A 25,923-nucleotide genomic window follows, 5' to 3' on the forward strand; every position below is an offset into this window, starting at 1 on the left:
GAAATGGAACAAACAAAACTAACAGGAGCACAGGCGGTAATACAATCGCTTTTACAGGAAGAGGTAGATACCATTTTCGGTTATCCCGGGGGAGCTATTATGCCTATTTACGATGCATTGTATGATTTTACAGAAAGCTTAAAACATATATTGGTTAGGCACGAACAAGGGGCAATTCACGCAGCACAAGGATATGCGCGTACATCAGGTAAGACAGGAGTCGTTTTTGCTACTTCAGGACCAGGAGCGACTAATTTAATTACAGGATTGGCAGATGCGCATATTGACTCAACTCCTTTAGTCTGCATTACAGGGCAAGTTGCCTCTCCTTTATTAGGAACAGACGCATTTCAGGAAACAGATATTATTGGTATTTCATTGCCAGTTACAAAGTGGAATTACCAAATAACTAAAGCAGAGGAAATAACTAAGGTATTAGCTAAAGCATTTTACATTGCTCAAAGTGGTAGACCAGGTCCAGTGTTGATTGATATTACTAAAGATGCACAGTTTAGTTTAGTTGATTTCATATATGAAAAGTGTACTTCTGTCAGAAGTTATACTCCTTGTCCTAAAGTAGATGAGACAACGGTTAATGAAGCGGCTAAGTTGATTAACCAAGCACGAAAGCCTTTGTTGCTTGTAGGGCAAGGGGTGATATTATCGGAAGCAGAAGAAGCTTTATTAAGTTTTGTAGAGAAAACAGGAATACCAGTTGCCTGTACTTTACTTGGCTTAGGAGCTCTACCTACTACACATTCTAATTACGTGGGGTTGTTAGGAATGCATGGAGATTATGCTCCTAATATTAAGACAAATGAATGTGATGTGTTAATTGCGGTAGGGATGCGTTTTGACGATAGAGTAACAGGAGATGTAAGTCGATATGCTAAACAAGCAAAGGTAGTACACGTGGATATTGACGCAGCTGAACTTAATAAGATTATTAAAGCAGATGTTGGTGTTCATGGGGATGCTAAAGAAGTGTTAGGGCAGCTATTGCCATTGGTTGATAAAAATAAGCATACAAACTGGTTATCTGAATTTGCGCAAGCAAAGAAAGTAGAAGTAGCAGGGTTAGCAAAGCATGTAAAGGCAACCGAAACAAGAGAAGTGAAGATGGAAGAGGTGGTTAAACTCTTGTCAGAAATGACTGATGGAAAAGCGATTGTGGTAACTGATGTAGGTCAGCACCAAATGATAGCTGCTCGTCACTATCAATTTGCAAATACCCGAAGCAACGTAACTTCAGGTGGATTAGGAACAATGGGATTTGCACTACCAGCGGCTATTGGAGCAAAGTTAGGAGAACAGTCAAAAACAGTAATTGCAGTAATTGGCGATGGTGGTTTTCAAATGACGTTACAAGAGTTAGGTACTATTATGCAAAGCGAGGTTGATGTTAAGATAGTTATTCTAAATAATCATTATTTAGGTATGGTACGTCAATGGCAACAGTTATTTTTTGAAAAGCGCTATTCTTTTACTGAAATGGTAAGTCCTGATTTTGTTGCCTTAGCTAAAGCTTACCATATTGAAGGGGAAAGTGTGGCTACAAGAGAAGCTATTAAAGAAGCCTTGTCTAAAATGTTATCTCATCAAGGTTCTTATTTGTTAGAAATAGTAGTAGAGAAAGAAGATAATGTATTTCCAATGATTCCAACAGGAGCATCTGTGTCAGAAGTAAGATTGAGTTAACAAAAAGAGAAAATATGAAACAGGAATTTACCATGTCGATTTTTACTGAAAATAGTGTAGGTATGCTGAGTAGAATTACAAATATATTCACTCGTAGACATTTGAATATCAATAGCATTACTGCTTCAGAATCAGAAGTGAAAAATGTGTTTAGATATACCATAGTACTAAAAACTACTCGTGAACAGATTGATAAAGTAGTAGGGCAAGTAGAGAAACTAATTGACGTACTAAAAGCCTTTGTTTATGAAAACAAAGACATCGTGCATCAAGAGTTGGCACTTTATAAAATCAAGACTGATCAATTAACGCATAGTTTAGTAGAACAAGTCATCCGTGAAAATCACGCAAGAATACTGTCCGTAGATAAGGAGTTTATGGTTATCGAAAAAACAGGATATGTTGAAGAAACACAAGCTTTATTTGAGCGATTATCTCCTTTTGGTCTTTTAGAATTTACAAGATCTGGGAGGGTAGCAGTTACCAAACCGATGTGTGCAATTAGCACATTTTTAAAAGAATTAAATTAAAAAATATAGAAAGCATGGCACAAATTAATTTTGGAGGAGTAGTAGAAAATGTGGTAATGCGTGAAGAGTTTACGCTTACGCGAGCAAAAGAGGTTTTAAAAAACGAAAAGATTGCTGTAATCGGTTACGGAGTACAAGGACCTGGACAAGCGTTAAACTTGAGAGACAATGGGTTTGATGTAATTGTAGGACAACGCAAAGGAACCCCTACTTGGGATAAAGCACTGTCTGATGGATGGAAAGAAGGAGAGAGTTTATTTGACTTAGAAACAGCCTGTGAAAAAGGTACTGTACTGATGAATTTATTATCTGATGCAGGTCAAATTCACACTTGGGAGATGGTGAAAAAACACTTAACACCAGGAAAAGCATTGTATTTTTCTCATGGTTTTGGAATTGCTTTTAGTGATAAAACAGGAATTGTTCCTCCTACTGATGTAGATGTGTTTTTAGTAGCACCAAAAGGATCTGGAACATCACTGAGAAGTTTGTTTTTAGAGGGATGTGGACTTAATTCAAGTTTTGCCGTAGAACAAGATGCAACGGGCAATGCCAGAGAAAGAGCCTTAGCTATTGGTATTGCTATTGGTTCAGGTTATTTATTTGAGACTACTTTTCAAAAAGAGGCTTATAGCGATTTAACAGGTGAGAGAGGTGTATTAATGGGAGCTATTGCGGGTATTTTTGAAGCTCAATATAATGTATTAAGACAACGAGGGCATTCGCCAAGTGAGGCATTTAACGAAACAGTAGAAGAGTTAACACAAAGCTTAATGCCGTTAATAGCAGATAAAGGTATGGACTGGATGTATGCTAATTGTTCAACTACAGCACAACGTGGAGCTTTAGATTGGAAAGATAAATTCAGAGATGCTACTACTCCTGTATTAAATGATTTATATGATAGTGTAGCATCAGGTAAGGAAGCAGAGATTGTTATTGAAGCAAATAGTAAACCAGATTACAGAGTAAAATTAGAAGTAGAATTAGAAACTTTACGTCAAAGTGAGTTATGGCAAACAGGCGTAGAAGTTCGAAAATTAAGACCATCAAAAGCATGAGTTTATTAACTAAAGTTTATCAAGCCCAAAAAAATATATTAGGCGTAGCGGTACATACACCTCTTGTCAAGAATGAAAATCTAAGTGTTGCCTTTGAAGCTAATGTTTATTTAAAAAGAGAAGATTTACAACCCGTTCGTTCTTATAAGTTAAGAGGAGCATTTAATAAAATAGTATCCTTGTCTGCCGCAGAGCAGGCAAGGGGGGTAGTCTGTGCCAGTGCTGGAAACCACGCGCAAGGTGTAGCTTATGCTTGTCATCAGTTGAATATTCAAGCAACAATCTATATGCCAGTAACGACACCACAGCAAAAAGTAAAACAAGTCAAATTATTTGGTAAAGATAAAGTTGAGGTGATTTTAAGTGGAGATACATTTGACGACGCTTTTTATCAAGCAAGTGAGCATTGTACGGCCAATCAAGCTGTGTTTATTCATCCCTTTGACGATGAATATGTAATAGCAGGACAAGGTACAGTCGGCTTAGAAATGTTACAAGATACAACTCTACCGATAGACTATGTGTTTGTACCTATTGGAGGAGGAGGCTTAGCATCAGGTATTTGTACCGTATTTGAAGAGTTAAGTCCTACTACAAAAATTATAGGTGTAGAGCCAATGGGCGCAACATCAATGAAAACTTCTATTGAGAATAAGGAAAATACAACATTGCTATCAATAGATAAATTTGTAGATGGGGCAGCAGTTAAACGCGTGGGGGATTTACCTTTTGAAATCTGTAGCAACAAATTGTCTGATGTACTTGCCATTCCAGAAGGAAAAGTGTGTACTGAAATATTGCGATTATATAATGAAGATGCTCTTGTAGTAGAGCCTGCAGGTGCGTTGTCTATTGCAGCTTTGGAACAATATAAAGAAGTGATTAAAGGTAAAAATGTAGTCTGTGTAGTAAGCGGAAGTAATAACGACATCACCCGTACAGAAGAAATTAAAGAAAGATCCTTATTGTATGAGGGATTAAAACATTATTTCATCATAAATTTCCCACAACGTCCAGGGGCTTTAAAGAAATTTGTAAACTGTGTTTTAGGAGAAAACGACGATATTACTTATTTTCAATTTACGAAGAAAAATAGCAGAGAAAGTGGTCCTGCTGTGGTTGGCGTAGAGCTTAAAAATTCGGAAGATTTTTTAATGTTAGAACAGCAATTAAAAACCCATAATTTTAGCTACAGATATCTGAATGGCAATGAAGATTTGTTTACACAGTTAATAGGGTAGAAGAGTTACGTTGCTCTAAGCTTTAACTTGTTGTTAGTTAGAAAAAATAGTATGATTACTGATTAGTATTATAGAAGTTAAGAATGAATTACGGGGAGGTAGATTAATTAGAAGAGGAAATTTTTTTTATAAATAGGTTGAAATAAAAGAGTATATATTGAGGTTTTAATTACTTAAAGTGTACTATGCTATAAAATGGATGAGAATATGAAAGAATAGCATTAAAAAAGTGTAGTCTATAGAAAGTGTATTGATAAAACAAAGAAGTTTGAATGTGGAACAAAATCAAATAGGTTTTTTCTATAAAAACACTCTTCCTTCCGTTTGTATTAATTATGTTTGTGTTTGAAAATCAACAAAGAATTATGGTATCAGATAGGTTAACTTCTAAAACAAAAGAGTACTTAAGTAAAAACTTTACAAGTGATTTTATAAAAGCATCACTCCAAACAGCATATGATATTTTAAAACAATATTATAAAGTATTCTCGATTGAAGAAGTAGGTGAAGAGCAAAGTAAACCAACATCGGAATTTGTTCAAGTTAATAATGAACAAGGAAATCTAACTCCTCAAGTTAGAACATTGATTATATCTTATTTAAGTACGTTTAAGTTTACTGAAAATGATATACTGTCTTTAACGATTGCCTATGTGAATTCGATGAGCTATGATAAAGCAGCAGTCTGTTTAATTGACAATAATGATGAGGGGAACATACAAGAGTTATATGAAGTGCTAATTGAAAAGCGTGTAAGTGCAGAGTTGCCTACTTATTTGAAAGTGGTATTGGTTGAATCAATGGCGATGTTCTGTGCAGAGTTTGATATTTCAAGGGGGCTATTAGATAATGAATATTTTATAGACTTATTGCCTGTGTATTGTACATTTAATAACTGTAATTAGTGTTCATATAGAGAATACATTTGTTTTAAAAAACAAACTATATGCAAGAAGCTGGCATTGAGGTAATAAAAGAATTTAAGAAAGGCGATTTTAGGATAGAGAATTCGCCGTTATATACTTTATTGTTTCTTAAAGGAGATATTTGTTTTAGCATTGATGGAATACCTTATACTTCAAATTATTATACGATTATTTTTTTAACGCCTTTTCAGGTTTTTGAAATTGTCAAGGGACATCTACATCAACTGATTTTATTTCATGGAGATTTTTATTGTATAGAATACCATAAAAAAGAAGTTGCGTGTAATGGTTTGTTGTTTAATAATATTTATTTAACGCCTTTTATAAGAGTAGATGTTAGTTTATTTGAAGAATTAGAAATGATTAGCGAGAAGATGCAAAAATTATTAGTTAAGCCTTCAAATTATGACGAACCTATTTTAAAAAGTTATCTTCAATTGGTATTAGCATTATGTAGTAAGGAAAAACTAAATGAAATTGCGTTAATTGAAAATAATGAGCTTCTTTTGTTAGAAGACCTTACATTTCAGAATGAGTTAGAACAGTTTTTTATTGAACAACGCGAAGTTTCTTTTTATGCAGAAAGATTGGGTATATCTGTTAATTCACTTAGTAAGAAAGTGAAGAAACAATATGGAAAGAGTCCATCTTCTATGATTCGAGAACGTGTTATACTAGAAGCAAAAAAACTATTACATTTGACAACTAAGCCAATTAAAGAAATTGCGTCAATTCTCAATTTTGAAGATGAGTATTATTTTAGTCGCTACTTTAAAAAAGCTGTAGGCTCATCGCCTAAGAACTATCGGGAGAGTGTAGGAATTTCAAGAGTAGCACAATAGTCCATTTTTATTCCCTTTTCATCCATTTTATGACAATACATCATACTATATTTTTGCTTAAAAATAAGAAATATGAAAAATATAGTAGATCAACTTGTTAAACTGCAAGGTCAGTTTTTTAATGTTATGCGTATTGCAATTTTTGTTGTAATGGCTTGGATTGGTGGATTAAAAGCTTTTCAATATGAGGCAGATGGTATTGTTCCGTTTGTCACAAACAGTCCTTTTATGAGTTTTTTTTATCACAATAGCAATAAGGTTGAACAAGACCACTATGGAAAAGAAGTTGCTTCTTACACCTTGCATAAAAATCCAGAAGGTAAGACTGTACAAGCTAATATAGAATGGCATAAAGAAAATGGAACTTATGTGTTTTCTTATGTATTGGGAGTTGTAATAGTTAGTATTGGTACTCTTGTTTTACTAGGTATTTGGTTTCCAAAAATAGGATTGTTAGGAGGTTTTTTGACAGTAGGAATGTCTTTTGTGACATTATCTTTTTTAATAACTACTCCAGAAGTCTATGTTCCAAATTTAGGAGGAGATTTTCCAACGCCTCAATATGGGTTTCCATATTTATCAGGAGCAGGGCGATTAGTTTTAAAAGATATTATTATGCTAGCTGGTGGTTTGTTGCTTATGGGAGAAAGTGCCAGACAAATTAAACAATAATATATAATAAGGTATTCAAGTATAAATTAAATTACTTTTAAGCATAACAAAAAAGTCGGTTAAATTATCTATTTAACCGACTTTTTTTGTTTTTTCGTTATACTATAAACGAGTAATTAATTCTTCTTGAGGAATACGTGATTTTTTTAGAGAAACATTCCAATCGTTTGCTTCATCTCTATATCCAATATACATCATCAACGTACTTTTTAGTCCTTTTTCTCTTAGTTCTAGAACTTCATCAATCATTTTATTATTAAACCCTTCAGCAGGCGTACTATCAATTTTAAGTTCAGCTGCTTGTGCTAAGGCAATTCCTAATGCAATATAAGTTTGTTTTGCTGTATGATTAAAATTAGCTTCTTCAGAGATGTCTTTGAAAGATTGTTTTAGTTGATCTGTATAACTGTTGAAACGACCTCTAGGTAGTCCTTTCACATCAGTCATTAAGTTGTACACATTATCAATTTTCTCATCGGAGTATTTGTCCCAAGCTGCAAATACAATAATATGAGAGCAATCGCGTACACATTCAGGATTTAATGCATAAGGTACTAACTTATCTTTAATATCTTGATTTTCTATTACAAATATTCTAAATGGTTGTAAACCAGAAGAAGAAGGAGCCAATGTAATTGCTTCTAATATCTTTTGTAAATCTTCTTCTGATACTTTTTTTGTAGGGTCGTATGCTTTAGTTGCATATCTCCATTTTAAATTATCTATCAATGTCATTATAATAAAGTTTGATTACTCAAAATGAGTGATTTTTATTTGTTAGCAATTTACAAAATATGTAAGTAATGAGACTAATAATTTAGTTTACTTTAAGATTAGAACTCTGATTTATAAATAATCTATTATTGATTAAATTTTAAAAGAGGCTTTTTATCTAAAAAAAATGAAATGTCATTGTTTTGAATGATAAGTGATATTAATATTTTTGGTTTAAATAAAATATTATGTATTATGATTTGTTTTTTTAGATTTTTTATTGTTTATAATTATATTTTAAGTTAATTTGTGCTATATAATAACTATTGCTTTAGAGATGACAATATTACGAGACAGAAAATAGTATTTATAGTTTGATGTAGTAAAGTTTGTCTTTATGGATTTACTTAATATTTATAATAGGAATGAAAAAGTTAGATGTAATATGTAATAACCGAATTGTTCTAAATGGAATGTATTTTTTTAGAACAGATGCAATTACAAGTGGACAACCTGTACAGATAAATAGAGTGAAAGATTTTGTGCAGTATAATGTTTTATGTGAAAAAGGAGTAGATAATTTATCTACTGAAGAAAGACATCTGTTAAGACAAGTGCTTTCAGATAATGAAGAAGTTTTTTTAAAGGAAGGTAGTTATCTCGTAGATACGCTTACAAACTATTGGGAGTTTAATGTAGATAGCAAGAATAGAATAGTAGGTAACTCATATTTTAATGATATTGTTGATGATATGAAGTATTGGTTGATTTTTGAAGAGGGGATTGCTGTTAAGGGAAAATTAACGATTAAGAATGTAGTTGTATCAACATTTCATTATAATAATGAAATATTGTGTCTTCGTTATTTTGGTGAAAATGATTTATTACTTTCCCAAACAGAGATATTTGTGAATTTATTGAATCAAGACAATATTACATGCACATCTTATTATAAAAATGGTGAAGTTATGCGCATTGAGAACAGTATTGATCAAAGTATTATTACCTATTATGAAACTGGAAATTTAGAAAGTGAGCAAAATCTGAGTGAACAATGGTCGAAATTTTATAATGAAAATGGATTGATTTGCAGTGAGATGTATTATTTAGAGGAAGTTAAAACTATAATAACTTATTCAAAAGGTATAATAACAAAAAAAATAGAAGTTTCAGAAGAAGAAAATAAGAATTATTACTTTAAAAATGGAGTGTTAAGTTCGTTTGAAGTCTGTAATAATGCAACAAATGAAGTAACTATTTATTGAGCTGAAGGTATTTTAGTAAGAAATAATTTGGTAAAAAAAGAATTCGTTTAATTTTTTAAAATAATTTTATTAGTACTTTAAAAGTATTTGGTTTTAAACCATTGGTTTGTAGGTTATTAAATGATATAGCTGTAAGTTTATAAAAAAACACACAAAATAGTGTGGAATAATAAAATTATTCTGTAATATTGCACTGTTAACAAAATCTGTTATTTGTTAACCTACTCCCTCTGCAGGCTTCCAATTCTGCTTAGGGAGATTTTTTTTATACCATTTTTTAAAAAAGCTCTTGTTGTTTATCTCTTTTACTTTCAAAGTGTTTTTGTCTTAAAAAGATACTGTCATATTCATTTTTTTATATAGTATTATAGTTATATACAATTAGAGAAGATATAATACGATTATATTAAATTATGAATTTAAATAAATTTCTAAATACGAATTTATTAAGGGTAAATTATTAGTTTTGTTAAATGACTTACCCTGTTTTTAGAATTAGCAAACTTTTTATATACTTAAGTCTTTTAAGTGTAATATTTTTATTGGTAAATTGTTCAAATCCAAAAATCAAGACAGAAACTGATTTAGAACAATTATATGCGTATAAATATAGTAATCATCATAGAGATAGTTTAGCAGCGGTAATACAACCAGATTTTAAACGTGTTATGAATCTTTCAAATACGGAGAGTAATCGTATGGCTATGGATACTGTTTTAATGAAGTTGCGATGGACACGAGATTCGGTGTCTTTTAGAGCACTTGCCACTCGATCTAAAAAGTATGCACTTGCGCGTAGAGATGATTATGCTTTAGCTAAGGTTTATAATAATATTGGTATGTATTATCATAATATGGAAATGTTGGATAGTACATTTTATTATTATTTATTAGCAGAAAACATATACAAAAACTTAAATGATAGCGTGCGTATTGGTGAAAATCAATTTTATCAAGCAAGATTATTATTTGAAATGGGCTTGTATTTGGAAAGCGAAGTTAAAGTTTCCAATTCGTTATCACTATTAAGAAATTCTATAAATAACCCGGTTCCTTTCGAAGCAAATCAGTTAATGGCATTGTGTCTTATGGAACATAATGACTATAAAGAAGGAGAACGCTATTTTCTTCAGGCCTTAGATTTGATGGAGAAAGATTACAAGAAAAAGCAAGTACTTGATGAAGGTAATTTAAAAGTAGCTTTAGCAGCTGTTTACGGAAATTTAGCAGCTGTTTATTTAAAACAAGAAAAGTTTCAAAATTCATATGAATATGCGGAGAAAGGATTGAGCTATTTATCAGTAAATGATTATCCAATTTTAATATCTTTTCTTGAAACAACAAAGGCGATTGCATCATTTGAACTTACAGGAGATAAGAATAATTTTAAAATTATTGAAAATAACTTTAAAATAGATTCAACATTAGGACATATTCATAGAATGTTTATAACAGGTAATGATCTTGCTCACTTATATCTTGAATCAGGGGATCGTGAACGTGCGCTTGTGTGGGGAAGAAAAATATATAATTTAGTAAAAGAACAGGATTTGAAAGTGTTAGAGCGTCAAGCTCTTGAGTTCATTCTTCTTAATGAGGATCATAAGTTTAAAAATGAAGTGGATCACTTGATACACTTAAATAGAGAAATTCAAGAGCAAGATAATAATACACGTAACAGATTTGCTCGTATAGCTTATGAAACAGAGTTGATAATAGCTGAAAATGATCATTTAAAAGGTGTTATTTACCTAATAACTATTACAGGGATATCTGTAGTGATTGTGTTAATTCTATTTTTTTATGTTGCACGTTTAAGAAGTAAAAACAGGGCATTAAAGTTAATTGAAGGACAAAAGAAAGCTAATGAGAGTATTTATCAATTGATTATTGATAAAAATAATATAGCTACTGAAGTGAAAAGAGCAGAAAGAAATCGTATAGCTAAAGATCTACATGATGGTATTGTCAATGGAATTTTTACAATACGGTTTAATTTACAACAGATAGAATGTAATAATGAAGATTTAAAAAATGTATTAGTTGAAGAGTTGAAAAAGCTGGAAATTGGTACACGTGATTTATCACATTCTTTGCGAAATGTTGATTTGTTTAAAGACAATAAATTTATAGAGATAATAAAGGAGTTAGTAAACTTGCAGAAGAATGAATGGAATACATGTTTTTGTGTGTATGAAAAAAATGATGTTGATTTAGAAGTTTTCTCTTCTTCTCAAAAGGTAAATATTTATTATATTATAAAAGAAGCACTTCAAAATGTTAATAAACATTCACAGGCATCAAAATGTATTGTGAACTTTGTTAATATTGATGATGGTGTATTGTGTAGTATTAGTGATAATGGCGTCGGATTCTTAATAGGGAATAGTAATGGTATTGGGTTGAATAATATGAAAGAAAGGGCTTCTTTCTTAAAAACAAATTTAAAGGTAGAGTCTTTTGAAGGTAAAGGAACTACGATAAGCTTTTTAATAAAGACTACTGAAGAATTTAAAAAGGATATATAAGCAATTAAATTAATTAATGAATTTAAAACAAGAGTATATTAGATATTTTCCTGCTTATGAGGATGTATTTGCAAGTGATATTGAAAAATGTAGAATGCATTTTTTACCGATTTGTTCAATAAATTTAAAGTGTGTTGATCCTGATAATGATCAGTGGTTACATTTTGTCTCAGCGAAAGAAATTTACGATGGATGTGTTGGTCAAGAAACGGAACATTGGCATACTGCGTATTGTAAAATGGATATGTTAGGCTTTGATGTGGTGGATAATAAATATGTGTTTGAAGCAGATTGGAATTATTTTGCAATTGAAAAAACAAAGCAGAGTGAGGTATCCAACTTAGAGGTAGTACAGGTATATCGAAATAAACGTAAGGATTTTCAAAACATTGAAGAATTAAAAGAATGGTTGTCTTTTTATAAAGAGATTATTAGAGATAGTGTATCGTCAACTATTTTACAAAAACATCTATTCTATACTAATACTTCATCAGATCAAGGGTTAGTAGAAAGTTTGTTAGACAGATTAGAGAAGCAAGCAATTGAAGCAGATCAAGATTGTTTAATGGGAGCGTATCAAATAAATGAAGATACATATCAATTGGCAAAGAGCTTTTATAAAAAGCATAAACATATTTACCCAAGTACGATTGGGAATTATAGTTCTAAAATATATACGTTAGAACAATTGGAAAACAATTATACTAAGGATAGAGAGTATATGGAAAATCCTGAAATAGGAGGTATTTTAGATGATATACAATTCTTAAGTAAAAGTGAGCAAGATTACCTAATGAAGTATAATGTTAGTTTAAAAGAGGCAAAAAAATTTGAAGGAACAAATCTGATTGAGAAACCATTTGATAAAGATGGTAATATATTTGATTATATAGGTCGTCTTACGGGATATTTATTTCAAGGTTATGGAGCGGATTGTGTTTACTTGTTTTATGATAAAGAGCTTAAGAAAGCAGTTATTTGTTTTGAATATACATAAAAAAAGGATATAGTGTAAAAGAAGAAAATTTGTGTATTCTATTTGTTTAGAATATGAGTAAAAAATAAAAGAGGATGATCTTTTGGAACACCCTCTTTTTAAGATTTTCAATAAGTCAGATTTTTTCAAATCGTCTATTACTGGAATGGAAATTACGCTTTTCTTACGTTAACTGCGTTTAATCCTTTTTTACCTTTTTCAACTTCGAAAACAACTTCGTCATTCTCACGGATGTTGTCGTATAAACCTGTAGTATGTACGAAAATGTCTTGTCCTCCGTCTTTTGGTGTAATAAATCCGAAACCTTTAGTTTCATTGAAGAATTTTACTGTTCCTTCTTGCATAATATTAAGTATTTAATTTTGTATTATTTTATTATTTTGGCAACTTCTATAGCTCTAAGACCTTTAGGAGTTCTTTCTTTTTTAAAGGTAACGCGGTCACCTTGGTTTATTGGTTCTGTTAATTGACTGCTGTGTACAAAAATGTTCTCCTTAGTTTCGTCTTCTGTTATAAAACCGAATCCTTTACTACTGAAATAAGTAACTTGTCCAACACACTCATCATTTGGTCCTGTTGCAGACATTCTTAATTCGTGTTCTCTTAATGCAGCTTCAACATCTTGCTCTTCTGGTGGAACTTCAGTTAAATTACCATTAATATCAACATAGACAAGCATATCTTCAAGATCCTTTCCTTTGTTATTGTTGGTTTTTCTATCTTCTCTTCTCAGTGCTTTTTCTTGTTTTTTCTGTGCTTTCTTTTTGTTTTTTTCTTTTTTTGAAAAAGAATCAGCCATATTTACTTTGTTTTTTAGTTTATATAATGTTTTACTTTGATATCTGCTTTCTTACTTTCATTTTTATTCCAGTAAATCGTTGGATATCATTAAGCTCTTTCTGTTGTTCTGGTGTGCAGATAGATAGAGCAGTGCCTTTTATTCCAGCTCTACCAGTTCTACCAATACGATGTACGTAGGTTTCGGGTTTATCTGGAATATCATAATTAATGACAAATGGTAATTTGTCAATATCTATGCCTCTTGCAGCTATATCAGTAGCGATTAAAATCTTAATGCGTTTACTTTTAAAGTCTTCAAGTGCCTTAATTCTTGCGCTTTGAGATTTATTACCATGAATAGCCATAGCTTCAAGTCCTCCTTTGTCTAAATGTTTTACAAGTTTATTAGCTTCGTGTTTTGTACGCGTAAATACTAATGTTGGTGCTTGTTGTTCACTTAAAAGAGATTGTAATAAGCTTCTCTTGTCTTTTTTCTCTATATAATATACTTCTTGCGTAATAGTCTCTGCAGTGATTACTTCTGCTGCAATTTCTACTTTAACAGGATTTTTCACTATTGTGTTAGCAAACTTAGCAATACTTGCAGGCATTGTAGCAGATAAAAATAGCGATTGTCTTTTAGAAGGTATGTGTGATAATATCTTTTTTAAATCATGAATGAATCCCATATCAAGCATTTGGTCTGCTTCATCTAATACCAAAACTTGTAATTTTGATAAGTCTACATACTTTTGGTTGATTAAATCTAACAATCGACCAGGTGTAGCTACAACAATATCAGCTCTTTGTTTAAGTGCTTTAATTTGTGGCAGTAATGAAACCCCTCCAAATAATGCGATAGTTTTTAGAGGTAAATGTTTGCTGTAATCTAAAAAGCTTTTCTCAACTTGTAAAGCCAGTTCACGTGTAGGGACTAATACTAATGTTTTGATTCCTCCTTGTGAATTAGCATTTTGACTAAGTCTTTCTAAGATAGGGATTGCAAAAGCAGCAGTTTTACCTGTTCCAGTTTGTGCAGTTCCGATTAAATCTCTACCCTGTAGGATTAGTGGAATTGCTTTCTGCTGAATTTCCGTCGCTTCAGAATATCCAATCTCGTTTAACGCTTGCTTGATTTGTGGTATTAAAGGTAATTCTTTAAAATTCATCTTTTCTTTAAAAACTATTTAAAGATATAAAATATCTTTAGAATAGTTTGTTTAATTGTTTAATAACTATTTGTATTAGTGATCTCTTCGTATTTATTCTTTTACAAAAGATTGTTTTGACTACGGGATAGTTCAATACTCAGAGTATAGGTAAATCACATAGGTTATTAATATTAAACTTAAAGACAGGTAGATTACATCATTTCTCTTGGAAAGAAACTTAGTAATCACTTTGTTTGATGTTGTAATGATTAACTAAAAACTTCTGCTTTGTTGTTACAATGTAATGACAAGACAGTTTACTAAATATAAGAATCAAGAGCTAATTTGAATGTGATTATTGTTACATTCTTTCTTTTAAGAATGACCCCTACACTGGTTAGAGCATCAAACGAAAAGAAACTTATTAACTATTAATACGTTGCAAATGTATGATTATAAATTGAGATAAATAGTATATATTTTTTATTTTTTCTAAAAGCAATGTATTTTTTTTAATCTAAAGCTTTTTTGGACTAATATTTTTTAGTGTTTTTAAAGATATATCTAAATATTTTAAATTGGGATACTTGCGAATTTTTGACTTTTATATCTTATTTTCTAATTAGAATTACGTATTTAGTTTATGTATTTGATACATATAGCATCTTTTTGTGATGGATGTTAATCTACCGTTTTCATATGATAACTATTTTTTTAGTAAATTATCGTTCGTAAGTCTCTTTTTTCGTATATCAATAGAAAGGTTTACTTTTGAATATTGTTGCAAATTAAATTGTTTATACATTTTTGATTAACCCTTTCTTATATGCTTGATTCTTTAAAAAAACGCGTAAATCAGTTTATAATTAAATTTCCTATTTTTATTATACTATTTACTTTGATATGTTCTACTTCTGGTTTTGCTCAAGAGAAGGAAGGGGAGGATGAAACTGATACAGCAAGTATTATTAAGTTGTGGTTAGATGACAATGGAGATAATAAGTTGTATATAAATGTTGGTGCAACGTGTAATAATTATGATAGTAAAGGATTGTTTCCTAAGCGTGGATATCCTTCTGTAATATCTGTAGAGTTAGAGAATGATGAGCACCATATTTTTGCAGAATTTGCCGATAGACATTACGACAGGGAAATGTTGATGTTTTATGATGAGGCAATTTGGTTTTCGGAGTTAAACGAAAAGCAAGCTGTGTTTATTCCTGTTTTCTATTGTACTGTTTTTCACGGTAATACAATGCCTTTGACTTATGTTGTTTTATATGATGGAAAACGATATTTATATCATTTTGACTATCAATGTGAACCTTCTGTTTTGGGGAAATGTAAGTTGCCTTATACGAACAAAGAATTAAGCAAGCGATTGAGTAATTTACCTAAAGCATTAGAAAGCAGGTTTACAGATTATCTACGTAAAGTTTACACTACTCGTGAAGACTTATTTCCAAATCACATAACCTTTGATTTAGAAAAGTATCATCACACGAAGAAACCTTTTGACTTGGCAACTGCTTATAATTCAAGCTATCCTTATGTGTTATTAGATAAGGTAAATACTTATTTAGCCGGCCGACGTTATTCTTTGGCTTTAACGTATTTAGAGGAGTTTGAATACTTATATGTTCGCGACCCAAATATTGTTGATGTTGCTGGGTTTTATGTGCAAGACAGAAAAATTAGCGGTAAGGCCGAAGAATACAAGCCTTTGGTCTTAGATAATCCTCAAGAGTTATTGGATAAAGCAAAGGTTTTTACGGAGTATAGTTTATACCAAGAAGCTTATTTGATTTATAAAACTTTCATTGAAGAAATTGTTATGTTGATGGCAGAAGAGGCATAGTAACTAAGTGATATTTTAAAAATAACGTATAAAAAGCTTATTTGTGCTATTCTTTTTATAGTTGTATCTTGATAACAAATTGTTAAACAGTGTTTTAATTGGCATTAAGTGTCATTTTGAACAGTATAAAATTAAATAGTATGAAAAAGGTAGTTGCTTTATTAAGTTTAGCACTATTAACATTAGGAGCTTGTTCTTCTGATGACAATAAGGGAAATGATAAGGTTTCGATTGAAGTAGGGGAAAGTCATTCTACAGATATTAAAACACCAGTATGGTTACAGGGTACTTGGGCGCCAGAGAATGATTCAGAAGTAGAATTTGATGTCGTTAAATTTAGAATTACTAAAGATGATGTATGTATGCTTACTGGAATTACACAATGTTTTAAAGGTATTGTAAAAGAGTTACTTCGTGTTTCTAAGGACAATGTAAATGTTTATCAAAAATATGAAGAAGACTATTATCAGTTAGATATTGATTTTCCTGCAGGTACAGTTGTAGAAATGGAATTTTATCGTTTAGATGATAATCGAATGAGACTTGTTCAAAGTGGTGCTTCAGCTGTTTTTGTAAGAAAATAGTTTAAAGGTATTATATAGAAAAAACCTCAACTAAATAGTTTGTTTAGTTGAGGTTTTTTTATGCCATATTTGATAGCTTTTTCTATAGTTAAATATTAAATTTTTATACCTCATAAGTGCTATATCAATTTTTTTGCTATTTTTAGTTCTCTTAAATTCAAATGTTATGATACGTTCTATTGAGAAGATGTACTATCCTTTAGCGATTTTTATGATTTTAGTTGTATTGATTGCGGTGATCAATGAGCTAATGTATTTGTTGTTATTTATACCCGTATTTGCTTTTTTAGCCTTACTGAAATTGTATATCATTGACCAACGATTGCATTACTATGGTGAGGAAGCATTGGCAACTATAGTGAAGTATAAATCATACGTGAATTTTGATGCTAATGTAGCAAGTAGTAGAAGAGGAGATGTGAAAACTGAAGTGGTATTGATGGAATTTACTACGAAAGAAGGGGAAACTGTGAAAGGACAACCAAAAGAATATGATATCCATACTCCGTCTATTGATGAAAGCCAATTCGGAACGCCATATTTGGATTTACACGAAGAGCTTAAGAACTTCAATCCGGTTGGACAAAAATATGAGATTATCTATGATCGAGAGCGCCCTGATATTTTCATTTTTAAAGAGTTACTCTTAGATGAGATTGGAATTAGTGTGAGGTTAATGCAACTATTAGGTTTATTTATTGCGCTGTGTTTTGGCTATATATTTTATACTTATAGCGTCGTTGGTACTGTTATGTATCTGTTTGGTAAGTAATTATTTTTAGTATATAAGGGCTTTTAAAGCCCCTTTTTTTTGCTCTTTTTTAAGGTAAAGTGAAGAAGGAGTAAGTGAGTAATACTAATAATTACGTAGGATATGCGTGTTTTGTTTAGACTATGTACCACACATCTACCACACAAGTACCAGATTTGCTCGGAAAAAGGCTCTTTTACCGAAGGTGTGTGGGAGGTGTGTCGAACTAGTGTGGTATAAGATACGATTGAGGTTCGCACTAATTTTATAGCAAGGATAACCGATATTGTTATCTAAAAAAAGAGGTGCAATATATTGCACCTCTTTCGTATAGAATTTCTATTTTAAATAGTATTACTATCTACTATATAATATTAAATATTTGATAATAAGCTTTATGCTGTTTAGCTTGCTTATGATCCTGGTGTAAGTTTGTTATTTGTAACACCACATTTAAGCATTGCTGCTCCGTAAAGCGGGTTGAATAAATCCTCAGCATCACTTAACCAAGCACCACCTTCTCCGTTATCGTACATTGGACAGTATTGTTCAAATACAACACGGTCAGATCCTACAATGCTGATTAACTCTACCATATCTTCTGTAAGGTCTTCAAATGCTTCTCTTTGTGCTTTAATATCACCTTTTTCAATTTTAGCAGCTTCTTCAGTTAATTCTTTCACCAACTCTTTAACGTTAGCGTCAGTAGAAGCAGTACCTACTTCATTTAAACTTTTTACAAAAGCAAGAGAAGCCGTTGCTGCGTCAGCTTGCTTGTCTTCTTGAAGTGCTTTTTTCATTGAAAAATACCCGTCTAATGAAGCTTTTAATACATCAGAAGACTTAACTGTTGTTGATTTCTCTACTGTTTCATTTGTTGCATGTCCATGGTCGTGGTTGTGTTCATGCGTTTCTGTAGTAGGTACAGTCTCATTTGTCTTTTTGTCATTACAAGCTGTAAATGCAATCGCTAATACAGCAATACTTAAGATTACTTTTTTCATATAATTGTTTGTTATTTATTATTAGTGTACTATTAACGGTTCAATATTGTGGTTGCGAAATGTAATATTTAACTCTGTGTAGGGTAGAATTTTTATTCTGCCAAACTACATAGGATACTATGTGTATTCATAAAGCTGTTCTTTACATTACGCTTCACATCTCACGCAGCAAACTATAAGCTGTTTACCTCCAAAACCTATCTTGTATATTGGCAACAGCTATGTAAACCTACATAGGCGTCGTGGGATGCTTTGTGGATCTCTGTATCGTGTCCAACACCTGCAACGGCTTTACTAACTTTCGTTTTATTTGTTTTTGAACTATCAAAAGTCAAATGTAATAATTTTGTGTTTACATCCCACGATGCAATGTGAACTCCTGCTACTGATTTTGCAGCGGTTTCAATGCGTTCTTGACAAAGTGTACAATTTCCTAAGACTTTAAACATTACTTCTTCACTGTGCTTATTAGTAGTACTATGATCTATGTGACCAGCGGTTGCATTGCTGTCCTCCTTGTTCATCATGCTTCGTTTTCCCTCTAATTGCGCACTCGCATCAATGGTAAAAACGCCATTGGTTACGATTTCCTCTCCATCTTGTAAGCCAGACATAACCACGTAGTTTTCACCTAATGATGGTCCAAGCTCTATCTCACGCATCATAAATGCTGGGATAGTTGTATTGGGTTGTTTTACATAGATGATCGAACGCTTACCTGTCCATAGTACAGCTGATTTTGGAATTACCATTTCATTGTTGTACGCCTTCATCGGAGCTTTAATACGCGCACTCGCATACATCTCTGGTTTTAGGTTTTGATCGCTATTGTCTGTTTCTACACGCACTTTAGCTGTTCTTGATGTTGCATCAATTATTGGATTGATAAACGCTATTTTTCCTTTGTAAACCTTGCCAGGGATACTCTGTAAGGTATATTCTAAATCAGCTCCTTCTTTCAAGAAAGGCAAGTCATTTTCATAAGCATCAAATACGGCCCATATTTTAGATAGATTAGAAATGCTAAATAACACAGTACCTTGATTGATGTAGTCGCCTTGGTTGACATTTTTAGCTACAACAATTCCACTTGTATTAGCGTGAATGCTCACATAAGGAGAAACATTTCCTGACGTAAGGACTTTGTTGATTTGTCCTTCAGACATTTTCCACAAGCGCAGTTTTTGTTTTGCCGCATCTACTAATAAGGGTTGGAAGTCTTTCAACTTCTCAGCTTCTAATAATTCTTGTTGCGCTGTCAATAGGTCAGGGGAGTAAATAGTGGCAATCAATTGGCCTTGTTTTACAGCTTCCCCTGTAAAGTTGATATATAACTTCTCAATACGTCCGTTTACGTGAGAGGTTTGCGATTGTTGTAATCGTTCGTCAACTTGAATTGTTCCGTATAGTTCAATATCCTTTATAGGGTCTTTTCTACCTACTATGGTGGTTTGAATATTTGCTAATGCCATAGCTTGTTTTGACATTTGTATTGCATTGTCATCGACTGTTTCATCTCCACTATCACCAGATTTAAGAGGAATTAAATCCATTGCACAAAGAGGACATTTACCGGGTTTGTCCATCTTGATTTGTGGATGCATAGAACAGGTCCACAGAGTTGCTTTTTCTTCAGTAGGAGCAGGCTCTCCATTGTGTTCGTGTGTTCCGGAACCGCCAAATATCAACCATCCTAATAATAGTCCGATTAGTAAAATAGCACCGTACTTTACAGCGTTATTTTGAAATATGTTTTTCAACTTATCCATTGTTTTCTGTATCTGTAATTGCAATTAATTTATTGATAGAAGCTACCATCGTATTGTAATTGGCAATAGCCTCTGCTTTTTTCAATTGGTAATCCAATAATTGTCGCTGTACTTGAATTACGTTGGTTAGGTCATTTTTACCAGCTACAAATTCTTTAACAATCAAGTTAAACGTTGTTTCAGCTAATGTACTTTGCTTGTCATACAGTTTTACGATGCGTTCAGTATCTTCAAGCTGACTTTTATAATCGTAATAGGCTGCTTTTAGGGTGTTTAGTGTATTGTTGTAATTTTGCTCACTTGACTTCCACCACAGTTTGCTTTCTTCTTGTTGGGCATTGTATTTTTTTCGAAAAATAGGTAGCGAGACCGTTAGCATAGGCATAACCATATCTTTTCCGTTCATATCTCCCATACCCAACATAGCATCGTTTGTTTTACCAATAATCATATATTGTAAACCTACGCCAATCATAGGGTAACTCATCTTCTTGTCCATTTCTGCTTTTGCTTGATACGCTAATCCTTGTTCCGTAAGCATACCTAACATTGGGTTGTTGGTTTCAATCATAGCCATCACATCATCTTCTGTCAGCATAAATGGTGTTTTTTCAATGTGTTTAGCAACGACTACCTCAGCAGTTGCTTCTCGATTTAAGAGTACATTAAACTTTGCTTTTTCTACTTTTATTTGAGATTGTAAAGTTTCAATGGTATTTTCAACTTCAATAATTTCAAGGCGAATTCGCAATACATCAGACATTCCGGATGCTTGACTACTTCCCATTTCACTCATACCACTGTTTGACGCCATAGTTGAAGTAGAAGAAGCTGTATTTGATGCTCCCATTCCCATACTACTCATACCATTAGCTGATGAGTTGGTCGTCGTTGGTGCAGGTCTATTGACAACAGGAGTAGGTGCTTTAGCCGAACTTGTAGGAGAAGAAAACTTCTTTAAAGCCAGTTGTTCTAATTGTTCCAATAACTTTTTATTGTCTTCTGCATTGGCTAATTGCTGTTGTTGCTTTTGCAATATATACCATTGTGTGTTTACTTGTAAGGCCAGGTTCTCTTTTGCCTCTTTGTATTCTTGGTATTGCATTTGCGCCATGTGGTTCGCCTCGTTACGCGCACTTTTACGTGTGCCAAACCAAGGCAGTATCTGCATTACAGTAATATCGCCAATTTGACGACCACCAACTATATCCATTGGTTTGGTATAAAACCCCATAGACAGTTCAGGGTCGGCAAACGCACCGGCTTGGGGTACCTTTTGTAAGGTAGCCTCATAAGCTAATTGTTGTGATTTCACTAACGGATTGTGTTCAATAGCCACTTTTATGTAGTGAGCTAAGGAATCCTTAGGTTGTTCTTGTGCTACTATTGGTGCTGTTATAGAAAACATCAATAGGGTAGTTGCTATATATAAATAAGATTTACGCTTCATTGTTTACGGTATTTTCAGTTGGTTTCTGTTCTTTTTTAATCGCCCATTCTCTCCACATGCATTGGAATACAGGGACTACAAACATGGTCATAGATTGAATAAACATTCCCCCGAAAGTTGGAATAGCCATTGGCAACATAATTTCTGCTCCTTTTCCTGTTGAGGTCATCACAGGAAGTAAGGCAATTAATGCGGTAGCTGTGGTCATTACAGCTGGGCGTACACGTTTTAATCCGGCATATATTACAGCTTCTCTAATCTCTTCTTTCGTTTTCGGGTCTCTATCCACAAAGGTGTCGTGAATATACGTTCCCATTAACACCCCATCGTTGGTCGCTAAACCGAATAAGGCGATGAACCCTACCCATACGGCAATACTCAGGTTGATGCTGTGCATTTGAAATAAGTCGCGCATATTCATATCTCCGATGGAGAAGTTCATAAACCAAGGTTGACCATATAACCACAATAAGATAAATCCACCCGCAAAGGCTACAAACACTCCTGAGAAGTGAATTAACGAAGCAGTGATTGTTCTAAATTGAAAATATAGAATTAATAAAATAGCCAATAAACTAAGGGGAACAACAATCATTAAGCGTTGTGAGGCACGTTCTTGTTGCTCGTAATTACCTGCAAATTTGTAAGTAACACCTTTCGGCAAGGTTAACTCGCCTGATGCTATTTTGTCTTGCAACAGTTTATCTGCCTCACGGACAACATCAACTTCTGCTTTACCAGCTATTTTGTCAAAAATCACGTAGCCTAACAAGAAGGTGTTTTCACTCTGAATCATTTGAGCACCTTTGGCGTATTCAATGTCTGCAACCTCTTTTAGTGGAATCTGAACGCCAGTTGCAGTTGGAATAATTAGTTTTCCTAATGCTTCTGGGTTATCTCTCAACTCACGAGGATAGCGCAGTCTAACAGGAAAACGCTCACGACCTTCAACAGTTGTAGTCAAGGTCATTCCACCCACAGCTGCACCAATTACTTCTTGTAAGTCGGCAACGGTAATTCCGTATCTCGCCATATTGTTTCTATTCAGGTGAATCTCGATGTACGGAGCACCCACTGCACGGTCGTAAAATACCGTTGATGGCATAATAGAAGGAATGTCTTTTAAAGCCGTTTCCAATGCTTTACCACCCGTTTCAATAGATTCTAAATCTGGTCCTGAAATCTTTAGTCCCATTGGAGCACGCATACCTGTTGACAGCATCACTAAACGGGCTTCAATAGGTTGTAATTTTGGAGCAGATGTTAGCCCTGGCAAGTGTGATACATTCACAATTTCTTGCCAGATATCATCTGCTTTCTTGATATGAGGACGCCATTGACGGAAGTACTTACCACCTTCATCTACAAGTAAACTATCTTTTGGAATCAACCTAAATCCGTTATCAGGTGTATAAGTGTCGCCATTGATAAGTTCGAACTCTCCTTTTCTATTGACTTTAAAACGTTCTCTATGCCCTTGTTCATTGAGCATATATTCTGGTCTATAGTTAATTGTATTCTCAAACATCTGAGCAGGAGCTGGGTCAAGGGCAGAGTTTACACGTCCCCATTTACCTACTGCTATTTCTACTTCAGGAATATTAGTAATACGTTTATCTAATGTTTCGATGAATTGCAAGTTTTGCTCAATTCCCGTGTGAGGCATACTCGTTGGCATAAGTAAATATGACCCCTCGTTTAAGCTTGGCATAAACTCCTCACCAATACCAGGAAATCGCTCACTTGGTTTTTGCCACATTGCTGTTTGGCGGATACTTTTCCAACCTATGGCTTCAAAACCGTTAGCAATTACTCCAAACGTCTTGTCAAACCCCAGCCATACTAAAACTCCGAATAGTACAGTGATAATTGGAATACACATAAACTTCCAACGATTGTCTAATGCCCATCTTAAGATGTTTTCATAGTAGATAACTAATAACCACAAAGCCCCTAAAATAAGTCCAATTGCAAAAAATACAAAGGCGAAGTTAAGACCAGTGCTTTGTTGTGTACCTAAAGGCAACCATTCCACCGTTAAGTAGTATAGAGCTACGATTAAGGCAATAGCTACATTGGCGTAATTAGCGATTTGTTCTCCTTTCCACTTCGGAGTAAATAGGTTGTTTAGTCCTACTAAAGACAAGGCAATTGCAGGTAATTCACCTGTGAATATAACTAAAGTAAGCCCCAATACAACTAAGGCGTAATTGGCATATTTGCGCAGCTTTTTACTGTCTAAACGAATAGAATAGATATAGTATGCAAGGGTAGGTAGTACCACAATTCCCAATAAGAAAGCTGAGGTTAAAGCAAAGGTTTTAGTATAGGCCAATGGTTTAAACAGTTTACCTTCTTGTGCCTCCATAGCAAAAACAGGAAGGAAACTGATGATTGTTGTAAGCATAGCAGTTGATAAAGCTCCTGATACCTCAGACACCGCATTTGTAATCAGGTTTACAAATGCTTGTCCTTTGCTTTCAATGCCTTGTTTTCGTTCTTCTTCTATATGTCGAATAATACTTTCTACAAAGACGACTCCCACATCAACCATAACTCCAATAGCAATAGCAATACCCGATAAGGCAACAATATTTGCATCAATCCCCATATATTTCATAATGATGAAGGTTGCTAATACACCAATAGGAAGAATGCTTGATATAATAATAGAAGCACGTAGGTTGATAACCAATACAATAACAACAATAATACAGATTAATATTTCGTGTGCTAATGCACTTTCTAACGTACCTATTGTTTCTTTGATTAAGCCAGAACGGTCGTAAAAAGGAACAACAGTTACTTTGGATACTGTACCATCAGCTAATGTTTTCTGAGGTAATCCAGCCTCCATCTCTTTGATTTTTGCCTTTACATTGGTGATTACCTCCATTGGGTTAGCACCATATCGAGCAACTACAACCCCTCCAACAGCCTCAATACCCTCTTTGTCCAATCCACCACGACGGGTAGCAGGACCAAGGTTTACAAAGGCTACATCTTTAACTTTTACAGGAACGTTATTTCTCACCGTTACTACGGCATTTTCAAGATCGCTTACGTTCTTGATATACCCTAATCCACGTACAAGATACTCCGCTTTGTTAATCTCAACAGTTTCTGCACCTATGTCTAAGTTGCTTTTTTGAATAGCAGTCATAACATCCATAACAGATACGTTATAAGCACGCATTGCATCTGGATTAACTTCAACTTGATATTCTTTGATATACCCTCCAATAGAGGCAACTTCAGACACACCAGATGCCGCTGCTAAACTATATTTAGCGTAAAAGTCTTGTACAGTGCGCAACTCATCAGGGTCCCAACCACCCGTAGGTTCACTTGTTTGTGGATTGCGCCCCTCTAATGTGTACCAAAATACTTGTCCCAATGCAGTAGCATCAGGTCCTAAGGTAGGAATAACACCTTCAGGTAATGTTCCTGCTGGTAGAGAGTTTAGTTTTTCTAAAATGCGTGAACGGCTCCAGTAGAATTCAACATCTTCATCAAAAATGATGTAGATAAATGACATTCCAAACATAGAGCTACTGCGCACAGTTTTTACCCCTGGTATTCCTAAAAGTGATGTGGTAAGAGGATATGTAATTTGCTCTTGTATATCTTTAGGAGAACGCCCCATCCATTCTGTAGCAACGATCTGTTGGTTTTCACCAAGGTCAGGAATAGCATCTACGGGTACAGGATTACTTGGCAATATATTTTGATGCCAATTAAAGGGTGCGGTTACTAATCCCCAAATAATAACTACACAAAGGAGTAATAAGGTGATTAATCTATTGTTTACAAAGTACTTAATGATTTTATTAAGCATAGTATTTGATTTTTTATAAAAAGACGATTGTTTTTTTAGTGAACAGTTAGTACGTAATCGAAATACGTCGTTAACGGTTGTCGGGTAACAGTTTACAGCTCGTAATACACCACTGTGGGTATACTATACAATGTAGATTACCCTTGTCGTTCATTGATTGTGAAAGACATTAATATTGGCGCAAAACGAAATACGTTGTTGTGGATAGACTGTGTAAATGAATAGTAATTCGCCTCTAAATCAAGTAGAATGCGCTATTCAGTA

Annotated in this window: 21 protein-coding genes; 13 read left to right on the forward strand and 8 right to left on the reverse strand. The window is 33.4% G+C overall.

Annotation, left to right across the window (positions count from 1 at the left end; all coding sequences use genetic code 11):
• Positions 1–3: 3 nt before the first annotated feature.
• The 7 genes from ilvB (at position 4) to BLT46_RS06685 (ending at position 6,970) form a co-directional block, all read left to right on the forward strand.
• On the forward strand, positions 4–1,698 hold the full coding sequence (ilvB, locus tag BLT46_RS06655) for a biosynthetic-type acetolactate synthase large subunit (RefSeq protein WP_090408093.1): 1,695 nt from the start codon (positions 4–6) through the stop codon (positions 1,696–1,698).
• Between the two features lie 14 nt (positions 1,699–1,712).
• Positions 1,713–2,228 carry an acetolactate synthase small subunit gene (gene ilvN, locus BLT46_RS06660; protein ID WP_090408096.1) on the forward strand — a complete coding sequence of 172 codons (516 nt, stop codon included), beginning with the start codon at positions 1,713–1,715 and terminating at the stop codon, positions 2,226–2,228.
• A 14-nt stretch (positions 2,229–2,242) separates the two neighbouring features.
• Positions 2,243–3,289 (forward strand): ketol-acid reductoisomerase, encoded by a 1,047-nt coding sequence (ilvC, locus tag BLT46_RS06665; RefSeq protein WP_090408099.1) that lies wholly within the window; start codon positions 2,243–2,245, stop codon positions 3,287–3,289.
• A complete protein-coding gene (gene ilvA / locus BLT46_RS06670) occupies positions 3,286–4,530 on the forward strand; it encodes a threonine ammonia-lyase IlvA (RefSeq protein ID WP_090408102.1) in 1,245 nt (414 codons plus the stop codon). Before ilvC ends, ilvA begins: the two co-directional genes overlap by 4 nt.
• Before the next feature lie 365 nt (positions 4,531–4,895).
• A complete protein-coding gene (locus BLT46_RS06675) occupies positions 4,896–5,435 on the forward strand; it encodes a hypothetical protein (RefSeq protein ID WP_143021871.1) in 540 nt (179 codons plus the stop codon).
• 41 nt (positions 5,436–5,476) lie between these two features.
• Entirely contained in the window at positions 5,477–6,298 is an 822-nt protein-coding gene (locus BLT46_RS06680; protein ID WP_090408107.1) for a helix-turn-helix domain-containing protein, read from the forward strand.
• A gap of 72 nt (positions 6,299–6,370) precedes the next feature.
• A complete protein-coding gene (locus BLT46_RS06685) occupies positions 6,371–6,970 on the forward strand; it encodes a DUF417 family protein (RefSeq protein ID WP_090408110.1) in 600 nt (199 codons plus the stop codon).
• Positions 6,971–7,072: 102 nt separating this feature from the next.
• Here the strand turns inward: BLT46_RS06685 and BLT46_RS06690 are convergent, their stop codons facing one another.
• Positions 7,073–7,705 (reverse strand): NAD(P)H-dependent oxidoreductase, encoded by a 633-nt coding sequence (locus tag BLT46_RS06690; RefSeq protein ID WP_090408113.1) that lies wholly within the window; start codon positions 7,703–7,705, stop codon positions 7,073–7,075.
• A gap of 452 nt (positions 7,706–8,157) precedes the next feature.
• Between BLT46_RS06690 and BLT46_RS06695 the strand changes: the two genes are divergently transcribed.
• The 3 genes from BLT46_RS06695 (at position 8,158) to BLT46_RS06705 (ending at position 12,474) form a co-directional block, all read left to right on the forward strand.
• Entirely contained in the window at positions 8,158–8,949 is a 792-nt protein-coding gene (locus tag BLT46_RS06695; protein ID WP_143021872.1) for a hypothetical protein, read from the forward strand.
• A 473-nt stretch (positions 8,950–9,422) separates the two neighbouring features.
• Entirely contained in the window at positions 9,423–11,477 is a 2,055-nt protein-coding gene (locus BLT46_RS06700) for a tetratricopeptide repeat-containing sensor histidine kinase (protein WP_090408119.1), read from the forward strand.
• A gap of 16 nt (positions 11,478–11,493) precedes the next feature.
• Positions 11,494–12,474 (forward strand): hypothetical protein, encoded by a 981-nt coding sequence (locus BLT46_RS06705; protein ID WP_090408122.1) that lies wholly within the window; start codon positions 11,494–11,496, stop codon positions 12,472–12,474.
• A 152-nt stretch (positions 12,475–12,626) separates the two neighbouring features.
• Here BLT46_RS06705 and BLT46_RS06710 read toward each other — a convergent pair whose 3' ends face one another.
• Genes BLT46_RS06710 through BLT46_RS06720 form a run of 3 tightly spaced genes read right to left on the reverse strand, consistent with a single transcriptional unit; the run spans position 12,627 to position 14,423 of the window.
• A complete protein-coding gene (locus BLT46_RS06710; RefSeq protein WP_090408125.1) occupies positions 12,627–12,818 on the reverse strand; it encodes a cold-shock protein in 192 nt (63 codons plus the stop codon).
• A 23-nt stretch (positions 12,819–12,841) separates the two neighbouring features.
• A complete protein-coding gene (locus BLT46_RS06715) occupies positions 12,842–13,273 on the reverse strand; it encodes a cold-shock protein (RefSeq protein WP_090408127.1) in 432 nt (143 codons plus the stop codon).
• Between the two features lie 31 nt (positions 13,274–13,304).
• Positions 13,305–14,423, reverse strand: coding sequence for a DEAD/DEAH box helicase (locus BLT46_RS06720; RefSeq protein ID WP_090408130.1), 1,119 nt, complete (start codon positions 14,421–14,423; stop codon positions 13,305–13,307).
• Between the two features lie 808 nt (positions 14,424–15,231).
• On the opposite strand from BLT46_RS06720, the gene BLT46_RS06725 reads away from it, so the two are divergent.
• The 3 genes from BLT46_RS06725 to BLT46_RS06735 all read left to right on the forward strand — a co-directional run bounded on the left by BLT46_RS06725 (position 15,232) and on the right by BLT46_RS06735 (position 17,619).
• Positions 15,232–16,263, forward strand: coding sequence for a hypothetical protein (locus BLT46_RS06725; RefSeq protein WP_090408133.1), 1,032 nt, complete (start codon positions 15,232–15,234; stop codon positions 16,261–16,263).
• A gap of 140 nt (positions 16,264–16,403) precedes the next feature.
• A complete protein-coding gene (locus tag BLT46_RS06730; RefSeq protein ID WP_090408135.1) occupies positions 16,404–16,847 on the forward strand; it encodes a hypothetical protein in 444 nt (147 codons plus the stop codon).
• 166 nt (positions 16,848–17,013) lie between these two features.
• A complete protein-coding gene (locus BLT46_RS06735) occupies positions 17,014–17,619 on the forward strand; it encodes a hypothetical protein (protein WP_090408138.1) in 606 nt (201 codons plus the stop codon).
• A gap of 392 nt (positions 17,620–18,011) precedes the next feature.
• On the opposite strand, the gene BLT46_RS06740 is transcribed toward BLT46_RS06735, so the two are convergent.
• The 4 genes from BLT46_RS06740 to BLT46_RS06755 form a co-directional block, all read right to left on the reverse strand.
• Positions 18,012–18,602, reverse strand: coding sequence for a DUF3347 domain-containing protein (locus tag BLT46_RS06740; RefSeq protein ID WP_090408141.1), 591 nt, complete (start codon positions 18,600–18,602; stop codon positions 18,012–18,014).
• A 197-nt stretch (positions 18,603–18,799) separates the two neighbouring features.
• On the reverse strand, positions 18,800–20,371 hold the full coding sequence (locus BLT46_RS06745) for an efflux RND transporter periplasmic adaptor subunit (protein ID WP_090408143.1): 1,572 nt from the start codon (positions 20,369–20,371) through the stop codon (positions 18,800–18,802).
• On the reverse strand, positions 20,364–21,821 hold the full coding sequence (locus tag BLT46_RS06750) for a TolC family protein (RefSeq protein ID WP_090408145.1): 1,458 nt from the start codon (positions 21,819–21,821) through the stop codon (positions 20,364–20,366). The genes BLT46_RS06745 and BLT46_RS06750 overlap by 8 nt, the downstream gene beginning before the upstream one ends.
• Positions 21,811–25,659: an efflux RND transporter permease subunit gene (locus BLT46_RS06755; protein ID WP_090408148.1), complete on the reverse strand. Its 3,849-nt coding sequence runs from the start codon at positions 25,657–25,659 to the stop codon at positions 21,811–21,813. Before BLT46_RS06755 ends, BLT46_RS06750 begins: the two co-directional genes overlap by 11 nt.
• Between the last annotated feature and the right edge of the window lie 264 nt (positions 25,660–25,923).

Origin of the sequence: Myroides phaeus (assembly GCF_900099675.1) — a bacterium.
GTDB lineage: Bacteria > Bacteroidota > Bacteroidia > Flavobacteriales > Flavobacteriaceae > Flavobacterium > Flavobacterium phaeum.

Excerpts from the sequence above, each read along its gene's own strand:
- BLT46_RS06740 (WP_090408141.1), bottom strand. The coding sequence starts at position 18,602 with ATGAAAAAAGTAATCTTAAGTATTGCTGTATTAGCGATTGCATTTACA.
- BLT46_RS06675 (WP_143021871.1), top strand. The coding sequence starts at position 4,896 with ATGGTATCAGATAGGTTAACTTCTAAAACAAAAGAGTACTTAAGTAAA.
- BLT46_RS06720 (WP_090408130.1), bottom strand. The coding sequence starts at position 14,423 with ATGAATTTTAAAGAATTACCTTTAATACCACAAATCAAGCAAGCGTTA.
- BLT46_RS06755 (WP_090408148.1), bottom strand. The coding sequence starts at position 25,659 with ATGCTTAATAAAATCATTAAGTACTTTGTAAACAATAGATTAATCACC.
- BLT46_RS06735 (WP_090408138.1), top strand. The coding sequence starts at position 17,014 with ATGATACGTTCTATTGAGAAGATGTACTATCCTTTAGCGATTTTTATG.
- BLT46_RS06705 (WP_090408122.1), top strand. The coding sequence starts at position 11,494 with ATGAATTTAAAACAAGAGTATATTAGATATTTTCCTGCTTATGAGGAT.
- BLT46_RS06680 (WP_090408107.1), top strand. The coding sequence starts at position 5,477 with ATGCAAGAAGCTGGCATTGAGGTAATAAAAGAATTTAAGAAAGGCGAT.
- ilvA (WP_090408102.1), top strand. The coding sequence starts at position 3,286 with ATGAGTTTATTAACTAAAGTTTATCAAGCCCAAAAAAATATATTAGGC.
- BLT46_RS06725 (WP_090408133.1), top strand. The coding sequence starts at position 15,232 with ATGCTTGATTCTTTAAAAAAACGCGTAAATCAGTTTATAATTAAATTT.
- BLT46_RS06685 (WP_090408110.1), top strand. The coding sequence starts at position 6,371 with ATGAAAAATATAGTAGATCAACTTGTTAAACTGCAAGGTCAGTTTTTT.
- BLT46_RS06710 (WP_090408125.1), bottom strand. The coding sequence starts at position 12,818 with ATGCAAGAAGGAACAGTAAAATTCTTCAATGAAACTAAAGGTTTCGGA.
- BLT46_RS06700 (WP_090408119.1), top strand. The coding sequence starts at position 9,423 with ATGACTTACCCTGTTTTTAGAATTAGCAAACTTTTTATATACTTAAGT.
- BLT46_RS06730 (WP_090408135.1), top strand. The coding sequence starts at position 16,404 with ATGAAAAAGGTAGTTGCTTTATTAAGTTTAGCACTATTAACATTAGGA.
- BLT46_RS06695 (WP_143021872.1), top strand. The coding sequence starts at position 8,158 with ATGTATTTTTTTAGAACAGATGCAATTACAAGTGGACAACCTGTACAG.
- BLT46_RS06715 (WP_090408127.1), bottom strand. The coding sequence starts at position 13,273 with ATGGCTGATTCTTTTTCAAAAAAAGAAAAAAACAAAAAGAAAGCACAG.
- ilvB (WP_090408093.1), top strand. The coding sequence starts at position 4 with ATGGAACAAACAAAACTAACAGGAGCACAGGCGGTAATACAATCGCTT.
- BLT46_RS06750 (WP_090408145.1), bottom strand. The coding sequence starts at position 21,821 with ATGAAGCGTAAATCTTATTTATATATAGCAACTACCCTATTGATGTTT.
- BLT46_RS06690 (WP_090408113.1), bottom strand. The coding sequence starts at position 7,705 with ATGACATTGATAGATAATTTAAAATGGAGATATGCAACTAAAGCATAC.
- ilvC (WP_090408099.1), top strand. The coding sequence starts at position 2,243 with ATGGCACAAATTAATTTTGGAGGAGTAGTAGAAAATGTGGTAATGCGT.
- ilvN (WP_090408096.1), top strand. The coding sequence starts at position 1,713 with ATGAAACAGGAATTTACCATGTCGATTTTTACTGAAAATAGTGTAGGT.
- BLT46_RS06745 (WP_090408143.1), bottom strand. The coding sequence starts at position 20,371 with ATGGATAAGTTGAAAAACATATTTCAAAATAACGCTGTAAAGTACGGT.